Source organism: Chroococcidiopsis sp. TS-821 (genome assembly GCF_002939305.1).
GTDB lineage: Bacteria > Cyanobacteriota > Cyanobacteriia > Cyanobacteriales > Chroococcidiopsidaceae > Chroogloeocystis.
In genome coordinates this window covers 380424-405085 of record NZ_MVDI01000001.1, presented here as the reverse complement: position 1 = coordinate 405085, position 24662 = coordinate 380424, and the positions used below count along the sequence as shown (strand labels likewise).

Below are 24662 nucleotides of genomic sequence, written 5' to 3'. Positions count from 1 at the left end.
TGCATCGCTGCGCTCTTAATGCTTTCATGACGTGAGTTGAAGCAACTTTGATAACTTATAATTTAAAATTTAACAATTAACAATCATAGCCCACTTAAGCTCCTTCATCTTTGACCTTTCACCATAGATATATATTCAAGGAAAAAGGGTTGTCATTACATTTTACACTAGACAACCCTAGCTAATTTAAATTAAGAGTTAGGTGTTAAATTCCCTTCATCCTTTTATATAGTTAGAAGCGATAAGCTGCACCTGCTTGAAAACTAACAGCTGAAGCTGGGCTATTTTCGTAAGCGCGGATACCTAGTTTCGCATCGCTGTAGAGGATGATGTCTCTAGCCACTTGCGTTTCTACTCCTGTTGTTAAAACAAAAGAGTTTCTGTTACCCAAAGGAGTAGGTCTACCGTTTTGTTCTACGAAAGAGTAGCCTCCACCAACATAAACGTTTGTGTTATTAAAAACTGGTACATCGTAAGAAACAATCGGCATGATAGCACTCGTTTCATTGCTGAAAAGAATAGCACCGCGAGCAGAAACTGGAGTGTTAGGAATTGCGTATCGAGCTTGAATATTTCCGCCAAAAGTAGCAGCATCTCCACTTTGTCCGCCGTTTGTTACTCCGGCTGCTATACCTCCGCCAATATAGCTTGCATTCGTACCAGTAGGTTGGGCAAAAGCTTTGCTAGGAGCCACAACTATTGGAGCAATAAAAAGTGCCGATAGAGCAGAAATTGTAGCAGCTTTTAAAGAGAGTTTCATAATCTTTTCCTTGGTAGTATTTAGTATTTTGTGTCTTTAGTTCTATAGTCGAATATTAAACAAAAAAGTTCCAAATGATTTTGATAAACTAGGTAAAAATCTGTCTGAGAAGAGCAAACTGTTAGAATGGATGAAAGAGGTTTGAGCGCGTTTCTATTACAACTATTTATTTTATTGGTTGTAGTTTGTAGACTGTTTCAAAACTGTCACATTACTGTGGGAACGATAATTGATCGAGCTATCCTCGCGTGTCAACTTTGTAGAGAATGAGTGTTAGTTGATTGAAGAGCAAGCACTACGATACTAAACCATGCTTGTTTCTAAAAGTAGTTAGCTATGCATTGGGTTTGAGTCTAACCACAGATTCAAACCAAGAAACTAATATTAAAGCTGATACTCTTCAATTACGGATTGTAGATTGATGTTATGTAATTCTGTCTTGGAGTTCCTATGTATCAGTCAAGATGTAGTTGATTACTAAATAGACGAGAAGTGATTTATATGTCTTGCGTCTAGAAGTAAGTCTTTGAGTGAATCAAATGATAATGTCATTAGGCAGGAGGGTTGACGAATGTTATTAGAACTGAGACGAATAAGCGTTCCACCAGGGCAGCGTGTACTGTTACATGAAGTGAGTTAGCAGGAGTTCGAGCTAATTTTAGATGAATTAGGAGAACATCGCTCGGCGCGGATAACTTATGATAATGGAACGCTAGAAATTATGACACCGTTGCCTGAACGCGAAGATGATAAAGAAATCATCAGCGATTTAGTCAAAGCGCTACTAGAGGAGTTAGATATTGAGTTTAGAAGTTTAGGTTCGACAACGAAGAATCAGGCAATGCTCAAAGGTATCGAGCCAGACCAATGTTTTTACATTCAAAACGAGTTGGCAATTCGCAGCAAGAAGCGCCTTGATTTAACCGTTGATCCTCCACCAGATTTAGTTATATAAATTGATATTACTTCGCGATCGCATCCAAGCCTGTATCAAGCACTCGGCATTCCTGAACTTTGGCGCTTTGAGCAAGATACACTACAAATTAATCTGTTACAAGCAGGAAAGTATATTTTGTCCTCAAATAGTCTGATTTTTCCAGGAATCCCTGTAGTTGAAGTTATTCCGCAATACCTAGTGCAGAGTAGAACCGCAGGGAGAAACGCCACAATTAAAGCATTTCTTCAATGGATAAGAGAACATGCAGGCTGATTGCTGCTAAATTCCCTTCTTTATGTTTATGGGTTTTCTATTGGTGCAACCAATACTTTATCAACGCGATTACCATCCATATCAACAACCTCAATTCGCATTCCTTGCCATTCAAAGTAGTCAGAAGCGGTAGGAATGCGCCCGAGATGCGTAATCACAAAACCACCTAAAGTTTGATAACTACCACGATGTTCGGTGGGAATTTCTTTGATTGCAAAAAGTTCAAAAAATTCATCAATCGATAACATGCCATCGAGTAACCAAGACCCATCTTCGCGTTGTACTACTTGGGGTTCTTCGCGATCGTCAGCAGATGGAACATCACCGACAATTTCAATCAGAATATCATTGAGCGTCACTAATCCTTGAATCACACCGTATTCGTCAACAACGAGGGCAATGTGCGTCCCTGTTTGCTTAAACATTTCCAAAACTTTTAGCCCGCGCGTACTTTCTGGAACGAATACCGGCTGACGCAGTGAAACAGTTAAATCCAGCGGTTGATTCGACAAGCAACGCGCGAGCAAGTCACTTACAGGCACTATTCCTAAAACGTTATCTAAGCCTCCTTGACATACCGGAAAGCGCGAGTGTCCGCCATTAATAATTTTATGACGATTTGCTTCCAGCGAGTCTTCCAAATCAAGCCAAACAATTTCAGGACGTGGTGTCATCAACGCACTCACAGGGCGATCGCCAAGCCGAAAGACGCGTTCTACCATGTCTTGTTCAGCCACTTCAAACGTTCCCGCCTCGGTTCCTTGTTCGATTAAAACTTTGATTTCTTCTTCGGTGACAAGCGGTTCTGTCGAGGGACCTATTCCTAAGATGCGTAGCACAAAATCAGTAGAAGCACTTAACAGGTAAACCGCTGGTGAAAAGAGTGCAGCAATCAATCGCATCGGCATTGCAATATTCGCAGCAATTCGTTCAGGGCTATGTAGTGCGAGGCGCTTGGGTACGAGTTCGCCGATAATCAGTGAAAGATATGTAATAGTTAAAACTACGATAGCTAACGCGATCGCTTGACTATACGGTGCAAGTATAGGAATTTGTTGAAGATAACTCGCGATATTTCTAGCGATCGTTGCACCACCAAAAGCACCTGTCAGAACACCAATGAGTGTAATTCCCACCTGCACAGTTGAGAGAAAGTTATTCGGCGACTCAGCAAGCTTCAATGCTGCCCGTGCTTTAGCATTACCTTCGTTTGCCAATTGTTGCAACCGTGCCTTGCGTGACGAAACAACTGCTATTTCTGACATAGCAAATATGCCATTAGCGACGATCAGCAGCAAAATGATGAGAATTTCAAAGTTCATGGAGGAAGTTGGAGGGGGCAAGAAGATAGTGGCTAGTGGCTAGTGAGTATGAAATGTCATTATTATCTCTGAGTTACCAAGTTGTGGAAACAGAAAACAGATCGGCATCCTAAGTTAACTCAAGATTGGTTTTGTTACACCAATTGTAAAAATGATTGCCACAAATCATAGCTGTCAAATCTCCTCAGATCTCCTCTGCACCCCTGCTTGCCTATACGTAGCAACCTTCACACAAAACGAGTAGGGGAATCCAACCCTTAATTGCTCAATTTCATTGCGTCAAGGACTCTAAAATAGTCAAGGAACCTATTTTCTAGCGCCTTATTAGGCAGAAGACATCAATTAAGACAGCGGAAGCTATGGCATTTTTTTCCATTGTTCGTGCTTTAGGGCGATCGCCGCTCGCAACAGAAATTTTAACTAAACTTGACCGACAGCGCGTCTGTCGGTTAAACGGCATTCCTCGCCTTCCTAAAGGATTGGTGGCTTCAGCTTTGGCACAGGAGGCGCGATCGCATCTTTTGGTTGTGTGTTCCACCCTCGAAGAAGCTGGACGTTGGAGTGCACAGCTAGAAGCAATGGGTTGGCAAACAACGCACTTTTATCCGACTTCTGAAGCTTCCCCGTACGAACCATTTGACCCTGAAACAGAAATGACGTGGGGACAAATGCAGGTTTTGGCAGATTTAATTAGGGGTAATGGGTCATCGGTAACAGGTAATGGGCAAGAACGACAATCACCAATGGCTATTGTCGCTACTCAGGCGGCGTTGCAACCGCATTTACCACCCTTGGAGGCGTTTCAGCCGTATTGTTTAAATATTGCGCAGGGGATGGAGTTAGATTTAGATACTTTTGGTGACAAGCTTGCACAGTTAGGTTATGAGCGAGTACCGCTGGTAGAAACTGAAGGACAGTGGAGTCGGCGCGGGGATATTGTCGATGTGTTTCCGGTGGCTTCCGAGTTACCCGTGCGGTTAGAGTGGTTTGGGGATGAAATTGAGCAAATTCGCGAGTTTGACCCAGCAACACAGCGATCGCGCAGCACTAATGGTAGTGCACTAGATAAAATCGATTCGCTAGTACTTACCCCAACAACTTTTGCGCCGATTATCGTTTCCTCACTGGGTGATAAGAAGCAACAAGTCAGCGCCTACTTATCACCAGAAGAACAAGAACAATTTGAAACAAATCAAATATTAGAAGGTAGCCGCCGCTTCTTGGGTTTAGCCTTCGACAAGCCCGCATCGTTACTTGATTACTTACCTGAAAATACGCTAATTGCCATTGATGAAATTGAACAATGTCAAGCCCATAGTGACCGTTGGGTAGAAAATGCCGAAGAACAACACGCCGCACTCCGTAATTTACCACGCATCCATCGCGCTTTTGAAGACTCCTTAGCAACTGCCAGTAATTTCCGCCAACTCCATCTTTCAGAACTTGTCATCGAAGAAAATTCCGCACTTACAACTATCAATCTCGCTAGTCGTCCTGTACCTGTAACACCGCATCAATTTGGCAAGATTGCGGAAACGATTCGCACTGAACGCGATCGCGGTTTTTCGGTATGGTTAGTGTCAGCGCAGCCTTCTAGATCTGTTTCTTTATTACAAGAACACGATTGTCCAGCACAATTTATTCCTAACCCTCGCGACTTTCAAGCGATCGACAAGCTGCAAATATCACACACGCCAGTCGCTTTGAAGTATTCGGGTTTAGCTGAACTCGAAGGATTTATCTTACCAACATTTCGTCTTGTCGTCGTTACAGACCGCGAATTCTACGGTCAGCATACTTTAGCAACGCCCAATTATGTGCGCAAGCGCCGCCAAGCTGCATCAAAGCAAGTTGATTTAAATAAGCTGCGCCCTGGCGATTATGTTGTCCATCGCAATCACGGTGTTGGGAAATTTCTTAAACTCGAAAGCTTAACGCTTAACAAAGAAACCCGCGAATACATTGTTATTCAATATGCTGATGGTTTACTGCGCGTCGCCGCCGATCAACTCGGATCGTTGTCGCGATTTCGCAGTACAAGTGCGTCGCCCCCAGAATTGAACAAGATGACGGGGAAAGCTTGGGCAAACACTAAAAACCGCGTGCGTAAAGCAATTAAGAAACTTGCTGTTGATTTACTGAAATTGTATGCCGCGCGATCGCAACAACAAGGCTTTAGCTATCCTCCCGATCAACCTTGGCAAGAAGAACTTGAAGACTCATTTCCGTACCAACCGACAACGGATCAGCTAAAGGCGGTACAAGACGTCAAACGCGATATGGAAAGCGATCGCCCGATGGATCGTCTAGTATGTGGTGATGTCGGTTTCGGGAAAACGGAAGTTGCAATCCGCGCCATCTTTAAAGCTGTGACTGCGGGTAAACAAGTCGCGCTGCTCGCCCCGACGACAATTCTTACTCAACAACACTATCACACGCTTAAAGAACGTTTTGCACCTTACCCAATTCAAGTAGGTTTACTCAACCGCTTCCGTACCGCAGAAGAACGCCGCGATATTCAACGCCGCCTCGCCACTGGGGAATTAGACGTCGTTGTCGGGACGCATCAGCTACTCGGTAAAGGCGTAAACTTCCGCGATTTAGGTTTATTGGTAGTAGACGAAGAACAGCGCTTTGGCGTGAATCAAAAAGAGAAAATCAAATCCCTCAAAACGCAAGTTGATGTTTTAACTCTTAGTGCAACTCCGATTCCGCGCACTTTATATATGTCGCTGTCGGGAATTCGCGAGATGAGTTTGATTACAACACCACCTCCAACTCGTCGCCCGATTAAAACGCATTTAGCACCGTATGATTCAGAAGCGGTACGCAGTGCAATTCGCCAAGAACTCGACCGCGGCGGACAAGTATTTTACGTTGTTCCCCGTGTTGATGGTATTGAAGAAACTGCGGCAAATCTGCGCGAGATGATCCCAGGGGGAAAAATTGCGATCGCCCACGGACAAATGGATGAAGGCGAACTTGAGTCAACAATGCTCACGTTTAGTAACGGTGAAGCGGATATTTTAGTTTGTACCACAATTATTGAATCGGGATTAGATATTCCCAGGGTCAACACAATTTTAATCGAAGACGCGCATCGTTTTGGCTTATCGCAACTTTACCAGCTACGCGGTCGTGTTGGTCGTGCGGGAATTCAAGCTCATGCTTGGTTATTTTACCCGAAACAACGTGCCTTATCCGATGCGGCGCGGCAACGTTTACGCGCGATTCAAGAATTTACGCAACTTGGTTCGGGTTATCAACTAGCAATGCGCGACATGGAAATTCGCGGTGTTGGTAATTTACTCGGTGCAGAACAATCCGGTCAAATGGATGCGATCGGTTTTGATCTATACATGGAAATGCTGGAAGAAGCAATTCGTGAAATTCGCGGGCAAGAAATTCCCAGCGTTGATGATACGCAAATTGACCTTAATCTCACCGCGTTTATCCCCGCAGATTATATCACAGATATGGATCAAAAGATGAGTGCCTATCGTGCTGTCGCTGCTGCCAAAACGAAAGAAGAACTAGTGCAAATTGCCGCCGAGTGGAGCGATCGCTACGGTACTATCCCTAGTGGTGCAAATCAACTCTTGCGCGTGATGGAACTTAAGCAAATTGCTAAGTCTTTAGGATTCAGCCGCATTAAACCGGAAGGTAAACAGCACGTGGTTTTAGAAACTCCAATGGAAGAACCTGCGTGGAATCTACTTGCAGCAAATTTACCCGAGAGTTTGCGATCGCGCTTTGTGTATTCGCCTGGTAAAGTTACCGTACGCGGTTTAGGTGTCCTCAGCGCTAACCAACAACTCGAAAACCTAATCGATTTCTTAAGTAAGATGCAAGGCGCACTCCCAGAACCTGTACTCACTTAGAGAGTTATTTTATGTAGCGATTTTCTTTCACATGATTGCGGAAACTCAAGAACAAATTGCTTATTACAATGCTCGCTCTCAAGAATATGTGGTTTTACTACCTTGTTACTGCAATCGCGACTGAGAACCGAGCCAACATCATTTTAATTTTAATAAAGTAGATATTCATAAAAGTGCATTATTAGGATGTAGGCAAAATCAACTCGATTTAAGCTAAACAATTCTGTTTCCGCAGAGAATGCAATTTTTCTAGTTGTCAAAGTACTGAGGATGAGTGCAATGAGTGCTTCCCTGACTTGATTTCTTACTCGGCGCACAATCAACCTTTAAAGTTATTCAGAAATCCAATGAGTACTGATAGTTAAATGGACTAAGACTTATTGCTGGATTATATAGTTCGGCTGGTAAAAACATTTCTAATGAAACAAAAGTCTGCAAATGATTCCTTACGATAAATAGATAGAGTCGTTCGCTGCAAGAAATTATGCTACTGCATTTGAGTACCTGGCTGGAAGTCGAAGCTTACTTAGAAAAATCTCAAGGTATTATTCTCCCAATTGGTTCTACTGAACAGCATGGACCAACGGGGTTAATTGGTACAGATGCGATTTGTGCAGAAGCGATCGCACATGGTGTTGGTGACACGACTGGCGCACTCGTTAGCCCGACAATTAATGTCGGTATGGCACTGCATCACACCGCGTTTCCTGGTACGATTAGTCTGCGCCCTAGCACGATGATTTTAGTTATCCGCGACTATATTACGTGTTTAGCAAAAGCAGGATTTACCAAGTTTTTCTTTATCAACGGTCATGGTGGTAATATTGCTACACTTAAAGCTGCGTTTGCCGAAACGTATACTTATCTTGCAGAAATTGGTGTGAATAACGCCGATCAAGTTCAGTGTCAAGTTGGTAACTGGTTTATGTGCAGTTCGGTGTATCAGTTAGCAAAAGAATTGTACGGCGATCGCGAAGGTTCGCACGCGACTCCTAGTGAAGTTGCGGTGACGCAATACGTTTATCCTGAATCGATCAAACACGCGCCTTTATCTGCTGAAGTTGGTAAAGGACATCCGATATATGGTCCTGTTAACTTTCGCCAGCATTATCCTGATGGGCGCATGGGTTCTGATCCGGCGTTAGCGACACCCGAACATGGTAAGCAGTTGTATGACTTGGCGGTGAAAGAGTTGAGTAACAATTACTTAGAATTTGTTGGTCGAGCGATCGCATAAACCTGTGCGGTTCTACCCCGAAAAATTGCGTCTTTTTCATAGCACAATCCTGTTTTGAGCGCCACTTTTTGTGATGCGATGTGTTTAGGAGCGATTAGAGAGATGAGGCGATCGCACCCCAGCCTGAAACCATAATCGCGAATAGCACAAGCGGCTTCTGTTGCTAAACCTTGTCCCCAATATTCTTTCGCCAGCATATAGCCAATTTCAATTTCGGGAATTCCTTCGACTAATTGCGGTATCAACCCACAACGCCCGATAAATTTGCGATCGGCTTTGTGAATTGTCGCCCACAAACCCCAACCTCGTTGTTGATAGCCGTTGATCATTCTGGCGATCTGGTATTTTGTTTCTTCTCTAGTGATTAATTTAGGGTAGTATTTCATCACCACCGGATCGGCATAAATTCGTGCCAAATATTCCACGTCGTCTAGCGTGAGTTCGCGCAAAATTAAACGGTGGGTTTCAATGGCGATCGCTTTCATTTGATACCGAGGATGTTGGACACGGTGAGGGGTAATTGGTAACTGGTAATTGAAAAGAAATCTGTTACCAATTAGCAACTGTTGAGTAATGATATTAACACTATGATTCAAGCTTTACCTAAAAATCTCTCGTTTGCCGAATATTTAACATATGAAGACGGGACAGATACTGTTTACGAATTAATCTACGGAGAACTCGTTGCAATGGCGCAACCTACTGGTCAACACGCCGATATTGCGGAGTTTCTCAATGATACGTTTAGAGAATACATTAAAAAGCGATCGCTCGCATTAGTTTCTAAACAAGGCGCGATCGCCATTCAAATCCCGCCAGTTGAAGGTAAAGATATTGCCCGAATTCCTGATGTATGCGTAGTTACAGCCGAACAGTGGCAAAATATGAAAACGCGATCTGCGGCGATCGCCCTTACAGAACCGCCACCATTACTGGTTGTTGAAATTGTCAGCACTAATTGGCGTGACGATTATTTAAAGAAACTCGCAGACTACGAAGCATTGGGGATTCCTGAATACTGGATTGTAGATTATCTAGCTTTAGGGGCTGCGCGTTATATCGGTACTCCTAAACTCCCGACTATTTCGGTTTATCAGTTAAGTGAGGGTGAATACCTAGTATGGCAATTTCGCGGTGCAGAAAGAATAATTTCAGCTACATTCCCTGAATTGATGTTAACAGCCGAACAAGTATTTGCAGGAGGATAGAAGCAGAGGAAGCAGAAGTGCAGAGGAGCAGAGGAGCAGAGGAGAACTTAGTTTATGTATCTCATATATTGGAGAGATATTACATCAGACTTTCTTTATTATCAATTGGTATATCTTGTGTACGTGATTTTTATGATTTTTGATTTATTATTTGCTGTAAATGCTTATTTGTGGCATACCTGCATAAATTAGCTGTTCTTGAGCATACAGAAAATTTGTATCTTAATCAACAAAAAATAACTCCGTATCACTATAAAGTATGCAGCTAGTTAAATAAATCTAAAAATGTGCCTTGGTATTACATTTGTTTAAGTGTATACCTACCAAGAGCCGTGAAAAGTAAATCGATATAGATCGGCAAAGATGGCATACGGAGACTGCTAGATGAATAGCGATATCGATCAGTTAGAAACGCAGAACCCAAGTTCACCTGGAGGACCACAGTATACAGGTTGGCAAGCTGCGATCGCCCGCTACTTTAAATTTGGTGAATACAGAACAAACTTTCGCATCGAGACTTTAGCAGGGTTGACGACCTTCATGACGATGGCGTACATACTAGTCGTTAATCCGTTAATTTTATCGGATGCGATTTTCTTAAATCAACCACGCGATTTGTTTGCAGAACAAGTTTTTGCCACGGCGATATCCGCCGCAGTCGCCACCTTAGTAATGGCATTTGTAGCAAAATATCCTTTTGCACTAGCCCCAGGAATGGGTTTAAATGCCTTTTTTGCTTACTCGGTTGTTTTAACGTTAAATATTGACTGGCGCTTAGCACTATCTGCCGTATTTGTCGAAGGTTTAATTTTTATTGCACTCACCTTGACAAACGTGCGTCGACAAATCATCGATGCGATTCCACTATCACTCAAAACAGCGACTTCGGTAGGTATTGGGTTATTTATCGCCTACATTGGACTTTCAGGCAATCCAGAAACCGGAGGTGCAGGAATTATTGTTGGTAGTGAAGTCACAACAACAACATTAGGCAGTCTACAGCAACCAAACACGCTGCTTGCGATCGCAGGTATTTTTATCACAACCGCCTTCCTAGTACGCCGCATCAAAGGTGCATTACTTTGGGGAATCTTAGCAACTGCATTACTCGGCTGGATTTTGGGCAACACGCCTTGGCCTACAGGAATTGTACAGTTTCCTACCGCACCAACCGATTTAATTGGGCAAAGTTTTGTCGGTTTTTCGCGGTTAACCGCAGCGAACTTTATCGATTTTGTTGCGGTTCTACTCGTATTTCTATTTGTTGATCTATTCGATACCGTAGGTACGCTTGCTGGCGTGAGTATGAAAGCAGGATACATTAAAGAAGATGGACAACTACCACGAGTCAACCAAGCGCTATTTGCCGATGCGGTGGGAACGACTTTTGGGGCGATCGTTGGTACATCAACTGTCACAACTTATGCAGAATCAGCCGCAGGCGTTTCTGAAGGCGGGCGTACAGGTTTTGCAGCGGTGATTACAGGTATTTTGTTCGTTTTCGCAATCTTTCTTGTACCAATCTTTGAGGCTATTCCTGCGTACGCGACAACTCCTGCATTGGTGATTACAGGCGTTTTAATGATGGCAGGTGTTTTAGAAATTCGTTGGGGCGATCCTGCTGAAGCGATTCCTGCATTTTTGACAATTTTCTTTATTCCACTTTCCTACTCAATTGCAACAGGACTATCTGTAGGTTTTATCACGTATCCTATTGCTAAGACACTACAAGGTAAAGCTCATGAAGTAACTATCGCTACCTGGATTCTGGCAGCAATCTTTATCGCTAGATTTGTCTTTATGACATTACGCTTTGGAACCGCTGAGTAAGACAAAATATTGCTTTAAGCTTGGTAATTGGTAATTGGTAATTGGTAAGTGGGGAAAATAAACATAACTTAAAGGCTGGTAACTGGTAATTGGTAATTATTAAGTAGGTGGGGAAAGTAAACATAACTTAAAGGCTGGTAACTGGTAATTGGTCAAGCAAAATATATATTACTGATTACCGATTACTGATTGCCCATTACCCATTACCTATTTTTTAACCTATTCAAAAACGATGGATACTTTTTTACAACAGATTCCCAAAGCTGAATTGCATATTCATATTGAAGGTTCTCTCGAACCAGAAATGATGTTTGCCTTAGCAAAGCGTAATGGAATTGAACTTCCATACAAATCTGTTCAAGAAGTCCGCGATGCGTATAACTTTCAAAATTTACAGTCGTTTCTCGATCTGTATTATGCAGGGATGAGCGTGTTGCAGACACAACAAGACTTTTATGATTTGACTTGGGCATATCTGCAAAAAGCAGCTGCGGAAAATGTACGGCACACTGAAATATTTTTTGACCCGCAAGCGCATACTTCTCGCAAAATTGAGTTTGCAACGGTTCACGCAGGTATTTATCAAGCGTTGCAAGATGCTAAAGAAAAACTTGGTGTCTCTTCTTATCTCATTTTGTGTTTCTTGCGACACTTGAGTGCAGAATCAGCAATGGCAACTCTCGAACAAGCATTGCCTTATAAAGATACGATTGTTGCTGTGGGCTTAGATTCATCCGAGATGGGTAACCCACCATCGAAGTTTCAGCAAGTGTTTGACCGCGCGCGCGAAGCTGGATTTTACACCGTAGCACACGCAGGGGAAGAAGGACCACCCGAATATATCTGGGAGGCGATTCAGTTATTAAATGTGTCGCGTATCGATCATGGCGTACGCTGCATTGAAGATAGCCAGTTAGTGAAATATTTGATTGAACAACAAATTCCACTTACGGTTTGTCCGCTGTCGAATATCAAACTGTGCGTGTTTGATGCAATGGAAAAGCATAATATCAAACAACTATTGCATATGGGATTGTGCGTCACAGTAAATTCGGACGATCCTGCTTATTTTGGTGGTTATGTCGCTGAGAATTTACAGCAAATTCAGCAAGCTTTGGGTTTAAGCAAAGCGGATATCTATCAAATGATGAAGAATTCGTTTCAAGCTACGTTTTTGAGTTCTGAAGACAAACAGGCGCGAATTGCAGAATTAGATCGTTTTATGGCGGTATCTGGCGTTTAGAAGCGTAGCATAAATTATAGTTGCCTTTCGACTGAACTCGGAGCTATATAAACCACTTGTAATGCGATCGCCATTAAATATTATTGACAATTTGAATTAAATGTGCATTAACTTGAACTTTGCTCAATTCGCGGACTAAATGCTGTGCTTGGTGATAATACAAAGGTTGTGGTAAGGTGGCAGGTAAATTGTTCATTAATTGGCGGGCGATCGCCAAACTGCAACCGGAAATAAGCGCGATCGCATTGGCACCATCAAAAATTGCATCTTGATACAAAGCCTTTTCAACGCGGATTTGCCACTGTCGCGGGGCTAACTCGCCGCGTTCGATACGTTGTAAACTATGGCTTGTCGCTAACACAACTAAGCGATCGCCGACATAAAGTCGCGTTTCGTACGCAGGCATTAATTTTGCTGACTCATGTTTGTGGTGATACAAAATGGGAACGACACCGTAACCGTAAGCAACTTCAGACAAGATTAAACCATTCAAAGTATCTCCTGCTTCAATGATGTATTCTGTCACGAGTACGGTTGTGTTGTTGAAGTGAAACAAACTCAAGACGTTTTCGCCAAACGCCGCCGCCGCAAAGACTTCCGCCGATAATGCTGAAGCGCACAATACTTTTGCATAGGGAAACAACCGCGCGACGCGATCGCTAAAATGCTGATCGTAACAGTGAATAACAACGCCCAACTGCGGATTCACCGCATGAATCATCAAGCCAACTTCCAGATTTTCTAAATCATCTTCGGTAATTACAATCGCACTTTTCGCATTTTCAAGATGCACTTTGGTAAGTGCACTCGCGATATTGTCTACGACTAGCGGCATTTGCGGTAATATTCCAGAATCTAACTCTGCGTGACTAATTCCGACAATCGCTTGCTTGAATTCTTGCAACAATGTCGCGACGCGTTGACTCAACCTACCTAATCCAATCACAACAATGTGATCTTGTTGTGGTAGCGGCGGGCGACTTCTAAAGTGAAACCGCGAAGTTAACAGCATCTCAATGAGTAAGGCATAAAGTACGCCGATAAATGCTGTACCTGCTAGCGCGAGTATTAAACTAAAAACTTGCAACCCCAAAGATAGCGGAGTTTCTGGTCTAATATCACCAAACAAATCGCCATAGCCGCCCAATAATAACGTTGCTGTGGCGTTGAAAGCGGCTTGCCAGTCAATTGAATATTCCCAGCGAAACAAAAGTGTACCGCAAATTAATAACGTCAATACTGTCGCACCGCAAATCACTGCTACCCGATGCGTTTGATATTGATACATCCATTGCCAAAATTGGCTGAGTTGTTGCTGAAGATGACGCCCTAAAGCGCGAGGTATAGCTTTATGTTGCTTAGCAGAATGCGTTCTGACTGGCTGCGCGGTACTGCTTAACTGGGCAACTTCGATGTACACTAGCGTATCGCCTGCGCTGACCTTTGCTTCTGGTTCCCATTCATAAAATTGTTTCGGTAATTGTGAAGAATTGGTTGTATGACTCAAGACGCGACGATTGCGAGTATTTAAGCCGTATACCAGCCAGCGATCGCACCAGCGATCTCCTGGTTTAATTTGATACTTGACAACTCGCAGTAATTGTCCTTCTAAGTTAAAATAACCCAACGTTTGATCGCCTAAAGCAGCTAAAGCAAATGCGGCGGCTGATAGCTGACTCGGCTCGAATGCCACAAAATTACCGAGATTTTCACTCAAAAGTTGATTGAGATTTTGTTTGTCAGACCGCAAAATTAACCGAATGTGTGGATTCAACAGTCGGGCGGCAAAGGCTGCTTCCGTATTTCCCCGCTCATCGTTTGTTACTAAAAGAACTGAACGACATTCGTGAATTTTGACTTGTTCTAGAATATTCGTTTGACGACAGTCGCCAACTACTAAATCATCTAATAAACTTGGTAACTCAGGAATTTCCCAATTTTGCGGCAATACTAAATCAATCGCACTGACGGCAACACCATAATCTTTTAAAACTGCAACACAGTGTTGTCCTAAACTACCAAGCCCGCAAACTAAAAAGCGCGTCAATTGCGGCGGTAGCGATCTCGTCTTCGTACTTCCCGATGATGGCAACATAATGAGAGAACAAGACAGTGCATTGACTGTAGCAAGATTTAAATATTGAGTTGTCCGTTTTTTTAAGTTTGATTGTTAATTAAAAATATATTCACGAGGCGCGAATATTAATAAAAGTAAAAATGAATAACCTATCAAACTTATATACTAAAATTTAAACTTATATAGTATTCAATCTAGGCAATTTTTAAGTAAATCTCATTACTTAAACTGTAGCAATGACATCTAAAAAAAATAACCAAGCTCAAGATGCCGATGATGCAACCAAGAAAAAATTAAAAAAGAAAGTATACGAAAAAGAATTAGCTCAACTACAAGTTGAATTGGTCAAATTACAGTATTGGGTCAAGCATCAGGGTTTGCGTGTCGGTATAATTTTTGAAGGGCGTGACGCAGCAGGTAAAGGCGGCACAATCAAACGCATTGTTGATTGTTTAAATCCGCGTGGTTGTCGAGTAGTTGCATTAGGGACACCATCAGACCACGAGAAAACGCAATGGTATTTTCAGCGGTATGTCCCGCACCTACCTGGTGGTGGAGAAATTGTGCTATTCGATCGCAGTTGGTACAATCGCGCTGGCGTTGAGCGCGTCATGGGTTTTTGTACTGAAGAACAATATGAGGAATTTTTGTTTTCCTGTCCGCAATTTGAGCGGATGTTAGTGCGATCGGGCATGATATTACTCAAATACTGGTTTTCGATTAGCGATGAAGAACAAGAACGTCGCTTTCAATCACGCGCTAGCGATCCAGCGAGGCGCTGGAAACTTAGCCCAATGGATATCGAATCGCGCGATCGCTGGGTAGAATACTCCAAAGCCAAAGACGTGATGTTTGCGCATACTAATATTCCTGAAGCACCATGGTTTACCGTAGAAGCCGACGACAAAAAACGCGCGCGTCTCAATTGCATTAGCCACATCCTCAGCAAAATTCAGTATCAAGATATAGTTCCTGAACCAATGGAATTACCGCCAAGACAGCCTAGTGGTAACTATGTTCGCCCTCCCAAGAACGAGCAATTTTTTGTGCCAGAAGTGTATTAGAACTGGCAACTACCTTTAGTCATACTTTTTTCATAAAATCTATCCTCCAAAAGCTAGATTAAATTATATTACTAGTTGGTAAGATAAGAATATAAAAGTTTAGTGTGAATTACTCAATGAATAACGTAAAACAAATTAACGACAGCATTTCTGTTGCTATGGGACAACCAACACCGGAGGATCTGCGACAGGCGGCTGAGGAAGGATATAAGTCTGTGTTGAACTTAAGAGCGCTGCAAGAAGAAGGTGCTTTGAGTGATGAGCAACAACACGCGGAAGCCGCAGGACTGCAATATGTAAATCTTCCTGTACGTCCAGATGCTCTAAGTCAGGAACAAGCGGATCGCATTATGGAACAAATTGACCAGTTGCCAAAGCCGCTCTTAACCCACTGTAAAAGCGGACTGCGCTCTGGTGCAATGGCTCTAATGTATGTTGCCACTCGCGAAGGTTTAAGTGCAGAGGCGGCAATGGAAAAAGGAAAGCAGATGGGGTTTGATTGCGATGCCAGTCCTCAAATGAAGGAGTTTTTTAAACAATACGTTTCTACTCGTTCTAGTGGTAGCAGTACTTCGCAATAGTTTTATCCGCAGCTAATAAGTTTTTGCTATTGCAGTTGCAGCACATTTAAGAGGTAAAACAATGGCACTTGTCTTAGAACAAATTAATGTCGAAGGTTTGGCACAATTATCGTATCTTGTAGGCGACGACAAAGCAGGAGTGGCAGTTGTAATTGACCCTCGTCGAGATGTTGATGTCTATCTACAACGAGCGAGAGAACTAGGCGTGCGATTAATTGGTAGTGTAGAAACGCATATTCATGCTGACTTTGTCTCTGGTTCTCACGAACTCAAAGCCCGTGTAGATGTGCCTATTTACGGTGGCAAAAGTGATGACTATCAGTTTGAACTTCATCAGATGCAAGAGGGTGACGAAATTCACATTGGCAGCGTAACGCTGCGCGCTTTGCACACGCCAGGTCATACCCCTGAACACATCTCACTTCTGATTTATGACTCAAAACAAGGTAAAGAACCATTTGGGCTATTTACAGGGGACACATTATTTAACTTGGATGTTGGTCGTCCTGATTTATTAGGGGGTGGAACGGAAAAGAAACTGGCAGCACAGCTTTATCACACGCTGTTCGACAAGATGTTACCTTTAGGCGATCGCATTGAGATTTATCCTTGTCACGGTGCTGGTTCCTCCTGTGGAAAATCTATTGGCGATCGCAGACAAAGTACCATTGGTAACGAGCGAATTTTCAATCCAGCATTTCAAGAACGCTCAGAAACCGAATTTGTGGAATGGATTATGAGCGAAATGCCAGAACCCCCACGTCATTATGCGCGGCTCAAAAAAGTCAACGCTAAGGGCGCACCAATTATGGGCTGTCCTCCGGTACTGCAACCACTGACGCCCAGCGAATTTCAACAGAAAATGGCAGATGAAAATACAGTGGTCATTGATACCCGCTCTATACTAGCCTTTGGCGGAGGACATATTCCTGGTGCTATCAACATCGCCTTACGTCCAGAGTTTCCCAACTGGGTAGGCTGGATGATCGATCCAGAAAAACCGTTGTTAGTTGTAGTAGAAAGCGAACGAGATGTCAAACTAGTTACAGAGCAACTTTTCCGCATCGGCTACGACAATTTAGCAGGCTATTTGCACGACGGAATGACCAGTTGGCAAAATGCCGGACTACCCTTAGAAAGAGTGCATGAATGGACAGTACATGAATTGAATCAACATAAACAAGATCCATCAGTCACTGTACTCGATGTCCGTGGCGATGACGAATATCAACACGGATTTGTCCCAGGAGCCAAACATATTTTTGTCGCTCATTTAGAAGAACATTTAGATCAACTTGACCGCAGTCAAAAAATTGCAACTTACTGCGGTAGTGGCTATCGAGCCTCAATTGCTGCAAGTCTGTTGAAAAAGCATGGATTTGAGCAGGTAATTAACGTTCCTGGCTCCTGGATTGCTTGGAAAGGTGCAGATTTACCAATTGAAAAACCAGAAGCAAACGCCGTAACAGCGTAACGCATTAACTTAAAAATATTGATGGTTGATTGTTAAGATTTAGCGATCTATTCACAATCAACCATTAATTATTAGCGGAGATTAACGTCGAATCAAAACAAAGATAGCAACTGCTAAAACAAAGTAACCAAACCCTTTCTCCAGCTGTTTAGCACTAACAAACTGATTAAGATAGCTTCCCACGAGAATTCCAAAACTTGAAGCAAGTGTGAATGAAATCAGCAGATTCCAATCAATGGGAACGTTACCAACATATCCAGCAAATCCAGTCACGGATTTAAGCGCCAGAATAATGAGTGACGTTCCTACAGCTTCTTTCATGGGAACATTTCCCAATAGAACTAACGCAGGAATAACTAAAAATCCACCGCCAATCCCGATAAAACCTGTTAATACACCAACTGCTAACCCTTCTAGAGCGATCGCTAGCCACCTGGGTACAAACAAGTGATGGGTGTGGCGATCGGCTTTCTTTGAAGTGCTTTCAGCTGGCTTGCTTCCTTTGCGGATCATTGTGATTGATGCAATTAGCATCACCACCCCAAAGGTAATGAGTTGAATGGTAGGAGTAATAAATGGAAGTGAGACAAGCCGCGCGCCTAAATAGGCTCCCAGCATCGCTGCGGGTGAAAACAAAATAACTGTGTTTAAATTAACATTTCCTTGCCTCCAATGCGGGATAGCACCAATTACACTTGCGAAACCAACAATCACCAGCGTCATAGCAAACGCCGATTGTGGTGGAACTGACATAACATAAATGAGAATAGGTGCTGCGAGAATTGAGCCGCCGCCACCAATTAAACCGAGACTGATGCCAATACAAATTGCTAGTAAGTGCCCAATAATGGCGATTAACATTGATATATTGTTCCTTGTAAGCTCTCTAAAGTGAGCGATGTTCCGACTGCATAAGAGTTAACGGTATCTTTGATTCCAAGGCATCTTGGCAAGTAGCATTCCTAATGCACAGGTATCTGTAATTCCGGCAAACATTAATCCAGCACCCACAAACCCGCTCAAAATTAAGAACCACAAAGAGACAAACGCTCCCAGTAAAGTACCAATGAGGACAAGCGAACCTGCAACAATTTGTACTTGCCGCATCAGACTAATGGGTGCTTTCTTATTCACTTGAGTTGGATAGCCTGCTTCTATCCACGCGGTTAATCCACCTTCCAAATGTTCTACTTCGTTTACACCAGCAGCAAACAATTTTTGTGCCGCTTGTGCTGAGCGATTTCCTGTACGGCAATAGAGTACAGTAGGCTTTTCAGGCGCAAATGGTACATCAGCTGGGTTGAAGTTTGATAAGGGCATCAACACTGAACCTGCAATTTTTTCTCTGGCGTTTTCAGCAGGTTCGCGAACATCTACTAAATTGACAGCTTGGCGATCGAGTAACTGTTTGAGAGTATGCACGTCGATAGTTTTTAAGCGATCGCGGCGATCAGTTAACTGCTTTTCCGGTGTACTTGTCATGCAATTCTTCTCAGTATTGATTTGAATAAGTGGGTAAAAACAAATGCAACTAAGGGAGACTTAGTCTTGTTATTTAAATTTGGTGTCAAGCTTAACTGGCAATGGCAACTTGACCGCATTGTTCGTTTGCCGGAACTGCTTCCATAATCTTTTTGGGATTGGGCAGGTTCAAATTATTCATCAATTCAATGAACTGATCTCGCGTACGTCCTGCGAATCGCGGGTTCCATTGCTTTTCTTCACCAATGGTAGAAACTGTGTGCCCGCGGTAGTCGTGTCCTGGATAAACAAGCGTTTCGTCAGGTAAAGTAAATAAGTTTTGCGTGACAAAGTCGTATAAAGTGCCTGGATCTCCGCTTTGAAAATCGGTACGTCCGCATCCCCGAATAAACAGTGCATCGCCTGTGAGCACTCTGTCACCATTGACTAAATAGGCCATGTGACTATCGGTGTGTCCTAAAGTTGCAATCGCTTGAATCTTAATGTTGCCTACTTGCAGCACATCTCCATGCTTGATCAGGCGGCTTGCACAGGAAACTTGAGCATTCTCTGGAACAATTCCTTCACAGTTTGTCAGTTCGCGAAGTTTTCCGGTGCCTGTAATATGGTCAGCATGCACGTGTGTTTCTATACAGAATTTCAACTTTAGCCCCAATTCCTTAAGCAGCTGAAAATCTCGTTCGACTTTCTCAATGACTGGATCGACAAGTGCTGCCTCTCGCGTCTGAGGGTCAGCAATTAAGTAAGTGTACGTCCATGTATCTTGGTCGAATAGTTGGCGAAACAGCATAATTTTGATCCTAATTAAACGTAAACCTGATTCAGGCAATAGCTGGGGTAGAGGCTTCACGTGTCGCTTGCCACAAACACAATGGCAGCTACCACAATGATTGAAAAAAAAGTTAAATAGCCAGCAACTATCACTTCATGAGCCTCAAAGCTTTAATGTATTACCATGTTATTTCATTAGATTACCATATGGTAATATAAAATGGCAACAAATTTTGTTAAATAATTATATTAGTTGTAAGTATTTGTTGAGAAGCAGCATCATATTATCAGATGGTAGTATAAGTTATATAGTAGGGTAGTTAATAAATTATTTCATTAACCTTATAGCTTCTCACTCTGCACTTCATAGAATTCGAGGAATCACCGTGTCATCCACTGCACAAAAAACTCAAAATATTCAACAATCTCACCTGACAACCCAAAACCTCTCGTCGAACGATACAACTGCGCTACCTGTCAAACACCATCAAATTGTCATTGTCGGAGGCGGCGCTGCTGGCATTACTGTTGCGGCTCAACTGCTCAAACGCGATCGCGCGCTCGACGTTGCTATTATCGAACCCTCTGACAAACACTACTACCAACCTGGCTGGACTCTTGTTGGTGGAGGTATTGCACCAATTTCCAAGTTTATTCGAGATGAAAAAGCCGTCATTCCTAAAGGAGCAACCTGGATTCAAAACCGCGTAACAAAACTAGAACCCGATCGCAATATTGTTATTACACAAGAGGGAGAAATTGAATACGATTACCTAGTTGTGTGTCCAGGAATTCAAATCGATTGGCATTTGATCAAAGGGTTGAAAGAAGCACTCGGAAAAAATGGAGTTACGAGTAATTATTCCAAAGACTATGCTCCCTACACTTGGGAAACCATCAAAAACTTTAAAGGCGGCAATGCCATTTTCACCCATCCTGCCACTCCAATCAAATGTGGTGGTGCCCCTCAGAAGGTCATGTACCTAGCAGATGATATTTTCAAAAGCAACAAAGTTGATGCCACCGTTATGTTTTGCACAGCTGGTGCATCAATGTTTTCTGTTCCAGAATATTCTGCTTCTTTAGACAAAGTGGTAGCGCGACGGCAGATTGTTACCAAGTTTAAGCACAACCTGAAAGAAATTAAGGCAGATACTCAAGAAGCTATCTTTGCAGTGACTACAGATAGCGGTACAGAAGAAGTTAGTCTTCACTACGACATGATTCATGTAGCTCCCCCGATGAGTGCGCCAGATTTTATTAAACACAGCCCACTAGCGGGAGCAGGTGGTTGGGTAGATGTAGATAAAGAGACATTGCAACATACGCGCTATGCTAACGTCTTTGCCTTAGGCGATGCGTCATCTTTACCTACGTCCAAAACCGCAGCAGCAGCACGCAAACAAGCTCCTGTTGCCGTACACAACTTGCTAGCGTTGATTCGCTCTAAACCATTGTCAGCCAAGTACGACGGCTATACTTGTTGTCCTTTAATCACTGGCTATAACTCTGCGATTATGGCAGAGTTTGCGTACGGGGGTAAATTAGCGCCATCTTTTCCCCTCGACCCCACACAGGAACGCTACTCAATGTATTTAGCTAAAGCACGCGTACTACCTTGGTTGTATTGGAATCGAATGCTCAAGGGTAAAGGCTTTGAAGCCGATATTCTCAAGCCTATTAACAAGCTCGTCCGACGGTAGATCGCAAAAGAAAAGAAGGTAGATTCTAGTCTACCTTCTTAAAAAAAACTAACCGTTCTTGCGTAATGATGACAGTTGCTGTAGCTGTAGACTTTGCTGTTCTACTTGCGCGATCAAAGTATTGCAAACTAAATCGCACAGTTCAAACAGAAGTGGATTAGCAATTTGATAATAAACGCATACACCACGCTGTTCCCGTGCCACAATACCTGCTTGGGTGAGCATTTTTAAATGCTTTGAGACATTTGCCTGTCCTAATTCTGTTTCTGCAATGATTTCAGTGACATTCTTAGGACCAGTTTTTAAGGAACAGACGATCTGCAACCGACTCACTTCTGACAAAACTTTGAAGAATTCTGCCATCAAGCCCAGCGCTTCAGGGGAGAGTTTAGAAATACCACACTCTGCGGTTTTTTCTGGCGCAGCAACTGACTTTTTAGGCGACTTCGTAGGCATAGGTAAGGATGGCAAAAATTTAGCGCTTTTGTTTTTATTATTATATTACCACATGGTGTTAAAAAATAGGGAAAGTGAGAATTAGAAAGTAGCGGGTAAAAATTGGTGGGGGTACTGCGGATATGCGTCAGTTTGATCGATCTTAGTTTTCTGGACAACTTTCGCTAGTTGTACTGCACAAGCTTTGAGTTCCGGTTGATGGGAATCAGGATCGCATTCAGGGTGCGTTAGTGCGTTAGCTTCGGTTTCATCGCCCCAGAGTGCGCCCCAGTGCATTGGGACAAAAACTGTACCAGGCGCGATCGCTTTGGTAACTTTTGCGGGAAATTTGACGGTTCCGCGTCGCGATCGCACTTCGACTAAGTCGTTTTCTTGAATTTCTAACTTCGCTGCATCGCGCGGATGAATTTCAAGAAATGGTTGTGGGTGCATTTGCTTAATTTTCTCAATTCTCCCTGTGCGCGTCTGCGTGTGCCAGTGACCGTATAATCTTCCAGTTGTTAGTACAAACGGATACTCATTATCCGGTGGTTCGGTAAGTCCCTTAGAGTGATAAGCACTAAATCGCGCGCGTCCATCGGGTGTCGCAAACCGCAAATCGGTGTATAACCTTTGAGAATCTCTGTTTGCCCATGTATCTGGACAAGGCCATTGTAGGGGAGATTGGGCTAACTTAGCGTGACTCATTCCTGTCATATCGCAGGGGCGATCGCAGGTCAGTTGCACGTATTCAGCAAAAACTTCCGCCGAGTTTGTAAAAGGAAACTTGTCAGCAAATCCTAAACGTCGTCCAACTTCGGCAATAATTGCCCAATCAGGCTGAGCTTCGCCAACGGGCGGACGAAACGCCTGACACAACGTGACAACGCGTTCAGAATTCGTCATTGTGCCTGTTTTTTCACCCCATTGCGCCGCAGGGAGGAGTAAATGTGCATACGCGGCGGTTTCGGTGGGGTAATACGCATCTTGATACACCGTAAATGGCGATCGCAGTAATGCAGCTTGCGCGCGCTTGACATCGGGTAAACTCACCGCTGGGTTTGTAGCGACAATCCACAGCAACCCGACATCTCCCGTTTCCAACCCTGTTATCATTTCCCACGCAGTCCGCCCCCAATGTGGTGAAATTCTGCCTGCGGGAATGCCCCAAAATTGCTCGACTTCTGCTCTATCTTGAGCATTTTGGACGTGACGGTAGCCTGGTAATAAATTACACAAGCCTCCCACTTCGCGCCCGCCCATTGCATTCGGTTGACCGGTGAGTGAAAATGGACCGCATCCAGGTTTGCCGATTTGACCTGTCATCAAGTGCAAGTTAATGATGCTGCGGACTTTTGCTGTGCCTTCTGTTGATTGATTTACACCCATCGACCACAGCGACAACACGCGTTTGCTGGTTCCCCAGTACCGTGCGGCAGTTTCCAAATCTGCAACCGATACGCCACACTTGCTCGCGACAACTTCAGGCGGATAGTGCGAAATCACTTCAGCAAACGCTGGAAAGTTCGCCGTACACTCGCTAACAAACTCAGAATCGAAATAGCCCCAACGCAATAACAGATGCGCAATGCCATTAAGTAGATCGATATCTGTCCCTGGATGGATTGCCAAATGTAAATCGGCAACTTCGGCGGTAGGAGTACGACGCGGATCGACCACAATCATTTTGACAACGTTGTGGTTTTTCTTGTGGTGTTTTTGCAGGCGATTAAAAACAATCGGGTGACATTCAGCGGCGTTAGAACCAATAATAAACGCGCAGTCGGTTAAGTCTAGATCTTCATAACAGCACGGCGGACCATCTGCACCCAAACTTTGTACATACCCCGCAACCGCTGATGACATACACAAACGCGAATTCGAGTCAAAGTTATTTGTCCCTAAGCAACCTTTGAGCAGCTTTTGCGCCACGTAATAATCCTCGGTTTGCATTTGCCCTGAACCGTACATGCATACTGCATCGGCTCCTTGAGTCGCGCAGACTGATTGAATGCGATGGACAATGCACTGATAAGCTTCATCCCAACTGACACGACGAAACGGCTCATCTAACGAGTCGCGTAGCATCGGGTAACGCAAGCGGTTTTTGTCGATTGCTTCTGCGATGGTTGCGCCTTTGACACAGACCATTCCTTGACTCGAAGGATGATTGCGATCGCCTTTTACCTTCCAAATCGGATTACCCTGACTATCTCGATTAATTGCCTTCCCTGGCTGTGCTGGCGGCGACACCTCCAAACCACAGCCTACACCACAATAAGGACAGAGGGTTCTAGTTGTATCAGTCATTGTTAATATCCCTCGATCTAGGAGTTAGGGGAGCTTCAGGTGCAGGGGTGCAAAAGAGAATGAACAACTCAAAA

The 24662-nt window shown here is 43.5% G+C and carries 18 protein-coding genes and 1 pseudogene; 10 read left to right on the top strand and 9 right to left on the bottom strand.

Going from position 1 to position 24662, the window contains the following annotated elements:
* Positions 1-232: 232 nt before the first annotated feature.
* Positions 233-760, bottom strand: coding sequence for an outer membrane beta-barrel protein (locus tag B1A85_RS01915; RefSeq protein WP_104545235.1), 528 nt, complete (start codon positions 758-760; stop codon positions 233-235).
* A 571-nt stretch (positions 761-1331) separates the two neighbouring features.
* Here B1A85_RS01915 and B1A85_RS25895 point away from each other — a divergent pair.
* Positions 1332-1970: pseudogene (locus B1A85_RS25895) on the top strand (Uma2 family endonuclease).
* Between the two features lie 26 nt (positions 1971-1996).
* Here the strand turns inward: B1A85_RS25895 and B1A85_RS01905 are convergent.
* A complete protein-coding gene (locus B1A85_RS01905) occupies positions 1997-3292 on the bottom strand; it encodes a hemolysin family protein (RefSeq protein ID WP_104545234.1) in 1296 nt (431 codons plus the stop codon).
* 359 nt (positions 3293-3651) lie between these two features.
* Between B1A85_RS01905 and mfd the strand changes: the two genes are divergently transcribed.
* Positions 3652-7173 (top strand): transcription-repair coupling factor, encoded by a 3522-nt coding sequence (gene mfd, locus B1A85_RS01900; protein WP_104545233.1) that lies wholly within the window; start codon positions 3652-3654, stop codon positions 7171-7173.
* Positions 7174-7657: 484 nt separating this feature from the next.
* Positions 7658-8410: a creatininase family protein gene (locus B1A85_RS01895; RefSeq protein ID WP_104545232.1), complete on the top strand. Its 753-nt coding sequence runs from the start codon at positions 7658-7660 to the stop codon at positions 8408-8410.
* On the opposite strand, the gene B1A85_RS01890 is transcribed toward B1A85_RS01895, so the two are convergent.
* The gene (locus B1A85_RS01890) at positions 8377-8895 is read right to left on the bottom strand and encodes a GNAT family N-acetyltransferase (protein ID WP_104546273.1); all 519 of its coding nucleotides are present in this window, start codon (positions 8893-8895) and stop codon (positions 8377-8379) included. The two genes, B1A85_RS01895 and B1A85_RS01890, sit on opposite strands and share 34 nt — an antisense overlap.
* A gap of 102 nt (positions 8896-8997) precedes the next feature.
* Here B1A85_RS01890 and B1A85_RS01885 point away from each other — a divergent pair, with 102 nt between their 5' ends.
* The 3 genes from B1A85_RS01885 (at position 8998) to B1A85_RS01875 (ending at position 12691) form a co-directional block, all read left to right on the top strand.
* Positions 8998-9618 (top strand): Uma2 family endonuclease, encoded by a 621-nt coding sequence (locus tag B1A85_RS01885; protein WP_104545231.1) that lies wholly within the window; start codon positions 8998-9000, stop codon positions 9616-9618.
* A 384-nt stretch (positions 9619-10002) separates the two neighbouring features.
* Complete coding sequence (locus B1A85_RS01880) at positions 10003-11448, top strand: NCS2 family permease (RefSeq protein WP_104545230.1); 1446 nt, start codon at positions 10003-10005, stop codon at positions 11446-11448.
* Positions 11449-11680: 232 nt separating this feature from the next.
* Positions 11681-12691 (top strand): adenosine deaminase, encoded by a 1011-nt coding sequence (locus B1A85_RS01875; RefSeq protein WP_104545229.1) that lies wholly within the window; start codon positions 11681-11683, stop codon positions 12689-12691.
* Between the two features lie 73 nt (positions 12692-12764).
* Here the strand turns inward: B1A85_RS01875 and B1A85_RS01870 are convergent, their stop codons facing one another.
* A complete protein-coding gene (locus tag B1A85_RS01870) occupies positions 12765-14786 on the bottom strand; it encodes an NAD-binding protein (protein ID WP_104545228.1) in 2022 nt (673 codons plus the stop codon).
* 218 nt (positions 14787-15004) lie between these two features.
* Here B1A85_RS01870 and ppk2 point away from each other — a divergent pair, with 218 nt between their 5' ends.
* The 3 genes from ppk2 to B1A85_RS01855 all read left to right on the top strand — a co-directional run bounded on the left by ppk2 (position 15005) and on the right by B1A85_RS01855 (position 17887).
* On the top strand, positions 15005-15832 hold the full coding sequence (gene ppk2 / locus B1A85_RS01865; RefSeq protein WP_104545227.1) for a polyphosphate kinase 2: 828 nt from the start codon (positions 15005-15007) through the stop codon (positions 15830-15832).
* Between the two features lie 116 nt (positions 15833-15948).
* Complete coding sequence (locus tag B1A85_RS01860) at positions 15949-16413, top strand: beta-lactamase hydrolase domain-containing protein (protein WP_104545226.1); 465 nt, start codon at positions 15949-15951, stop codon at positions 16411-16413.
* 61 nt (positions 16414-16474) lie between these two features.
* Positions 16475-17887: a rhodanese-like domain-containing protein gene (locus B1A85_RS01855; protein WP_104545225.1), complete on the top strand. Its 1413-nt coding sequence runs from the start codon at positions 16475-16477 to the stop codon at positions 17885-17887.
* Positions 17888-17968: 81 nt separating this feature from the next.
* Here B1A85_RS01855 and B1A85_RS01850 read toward each other — a convergent pair whose 3' ends face one another.
* From B1A85_RS01850 to B1A85_RS01840, 3 genes are all read right to left on the bottom strand, one after another.
* Positions 17969-18748 carry a sulfite exporter TauE/SafE family protein gene (locus B1A85_RS01850; protein ID WP_104545224.1) on the bottom strand — a complete coding sequence of 260 codons (780 nt, stop codon included), beginning with the start codon at positions 18746-18748 and terminating at the stop codon, positions 17969-17971.
* A gap of 57 nt (positions 18749-18805) precedes the next feature.
* On the bottom strand, positions 18806-19369 hold the full coding sequence (locus B1A85_RS01845; protein WP_104545223.1) for a rhodanese-like domain-containing protein: 564 nt from the start codon (positions 19367-19369) through the stop codon (positions 18806-18808).
* 91 nt (positions 19370-19460) lie between these two features.
* Positions 19461-20159: an MBL fold metallo-hydrolase gene (locus tag B1A85_RS01840; RefSeq protein WP_104545222.1), complete on the bottom strand. Its 699-nt coding sequence runs from the start codon at positions 20157-20159 to the stop codon at positions 19461-19463.
* A 367-nt stretch (positions 20160-20526) separates the two neighbouring features.
* Here B1A85_RS01840 and B1A85_RS01835 point away from each other — a divergent pair, with 367 nt between their 5' ends.
* Positions 20527-21843, top strand: coding sequence for an FAD/NAD(P)-binding oxidoreductase (locus B1A85_RS01835; RefSeq protein ID WP_104545221.1), 1317 nt, complete (start codon positions 20527-20529; stop codon positions 21841-21843).
* Between the two features lie 48 nt (positions 21844-21891).
* Here the strand turns inward: B1A85_RS01835 and B1A85_RS01830 are convergent, their stop codons facing one another.
* Together B1A85_RS01830 and B1A85_RS01825 are read right to left on the bottom strand one after the other, a co-directional pair.
* Positions 21892-22299 (bottom strand): helix-turn-helix transcriptional regulator, encoded by a 408-nt coding sequence (locus tag B1A85_RS01830; RefSeq protein WP_104545220.1) that lies wholly within the window; start codon positions 22297-22299, stop codon positions 21892-21894.
* Positions 22300-22380: 81 nt separating this feature from the next.
* Positions 22381-24588 (bottom strand): molybdopterin oxidoreductase family protein, encoded by a 2208-nt coding sequence (locus B1A85_RS01825; protein WP_104545219.1) that lies wholly within the window; start codon positions 24586-24588, stop codon positions 22381-22383.
* Between the last annotated feature and the right edge of the window lie 74 nt (positions 24589-24662).

Coding starts and splice junctions, on each gene's coding strand:
- B1A85_RS01890 (WP_104546273.1), bottom strand. CDS start 8,895: ATGAAAGCGATCGCCATTGAAACCCACCGTTTAATTTTGCGCGAACTC.
- B1A85_RS01845 (WP_104545223.1), bottom strand. CDS start 19,369: ATGACAAGTACACCGGAAAAGCAGTTAACTGATCGCCGCGATCGCTTA.
- B1A85_RS01885 (WP_104545231.1), top strand. CDS start 8,998: ATGATTCAAGCTTTACCTAAAAATCTCTCGTTTGCCGAATATTTAACA.
- B1A85_RS01895 (WP_104545232.1), top strand. CDS start 7,658: ATGCTACTGCATTTGAGTACCTGGCTGGAAGTCGAAGCTTACTTAGAA.
- B1A85_RS01870 (WP_104545228.1), bottom strand. CDS start 14,786: ATGTTGCCATCATCGGGAAGTACGAAGACGAGATCGCTACCGCCGCAA.
- B1A85_RS01915 (WP_104545235.1), bottom strand. CDS start 760: ATGAAACTCTCTTTAAAAGCTGCTACAATTTCTGCTCTATCGGCACTT.
- B1A85_RS01860 (WP_104545226.1), top strand. CDS start 15,949: ATGAATAACGTAAAACAAATTAACGACAGCATTTCTGTTGCTATGGGA.
- ppk2 (WP_104545227.1), top strand. CDS start 15,005: ATGACATCTAAAAAAAATAACCAAGCTCAAGATGCCGATGATGCAACC.
- B1A85_RS01880 (WP_104545230.1), top strand. CDS start 10,003: ATGAATAGCGATATCGATCAGTTAGAAACGCAGAACCCAAGTTCACCT.
- B1A85_RS01855 (WP_104545225.1), top strand. CDS start 16,475: ATGGCACTTGTCTTAGAACAAATTAATGTCGAAGGTTTGGCACAATTA.
- B1A85_RS01825 (WP_104545219.1), bottom strand. CDS start 24,588: ATGACTGATACAACTAGAACCCTCTGTCCTTATTGTGGTGTAGGCTGT.
- B1A85_RS01830 (WP_104545220.1), bottom strand. CDS start 22,299: ATGCCTACGAAGTCGCCTAAAAAGTCAGTTGCTGCGCCAGAAAAAACC.
- B1A85_RS01850 (WP_104545224.1), bottom strand. CDS start 18,748: ATGTTAATCGCCATTATTGGGCACTTACTAGCAATTTGTATTGGCATC.
- mfd (WP_104545233.1), top strand. CDS start 3,652: ATGGCATTTTTTTCCATTGTTCGTGCTTTAGGGCGATCGCCGCTCGCA.
- B1A85_RS01875 (WP_104545229.1), top strand. CDS start 11,681: ATGGATACTTTTTTACAACAGATTCCCAAAGCTGAATTGCATATTCAT.
- B1A85_RS01840 (WP_104545222.1), bottom strand. CDS start 20,159: ATGCTGTTTCGCCAACTATTCGACCAAGATACATGGACGTACACTTAC.
- B1A85_RS01905 (WP_104545234.1), bottom strand. CDS start 3,292: ATGAACTTTGAAATTCTCATCATTTTGCTGCTGATCGTCGCTAATGGC.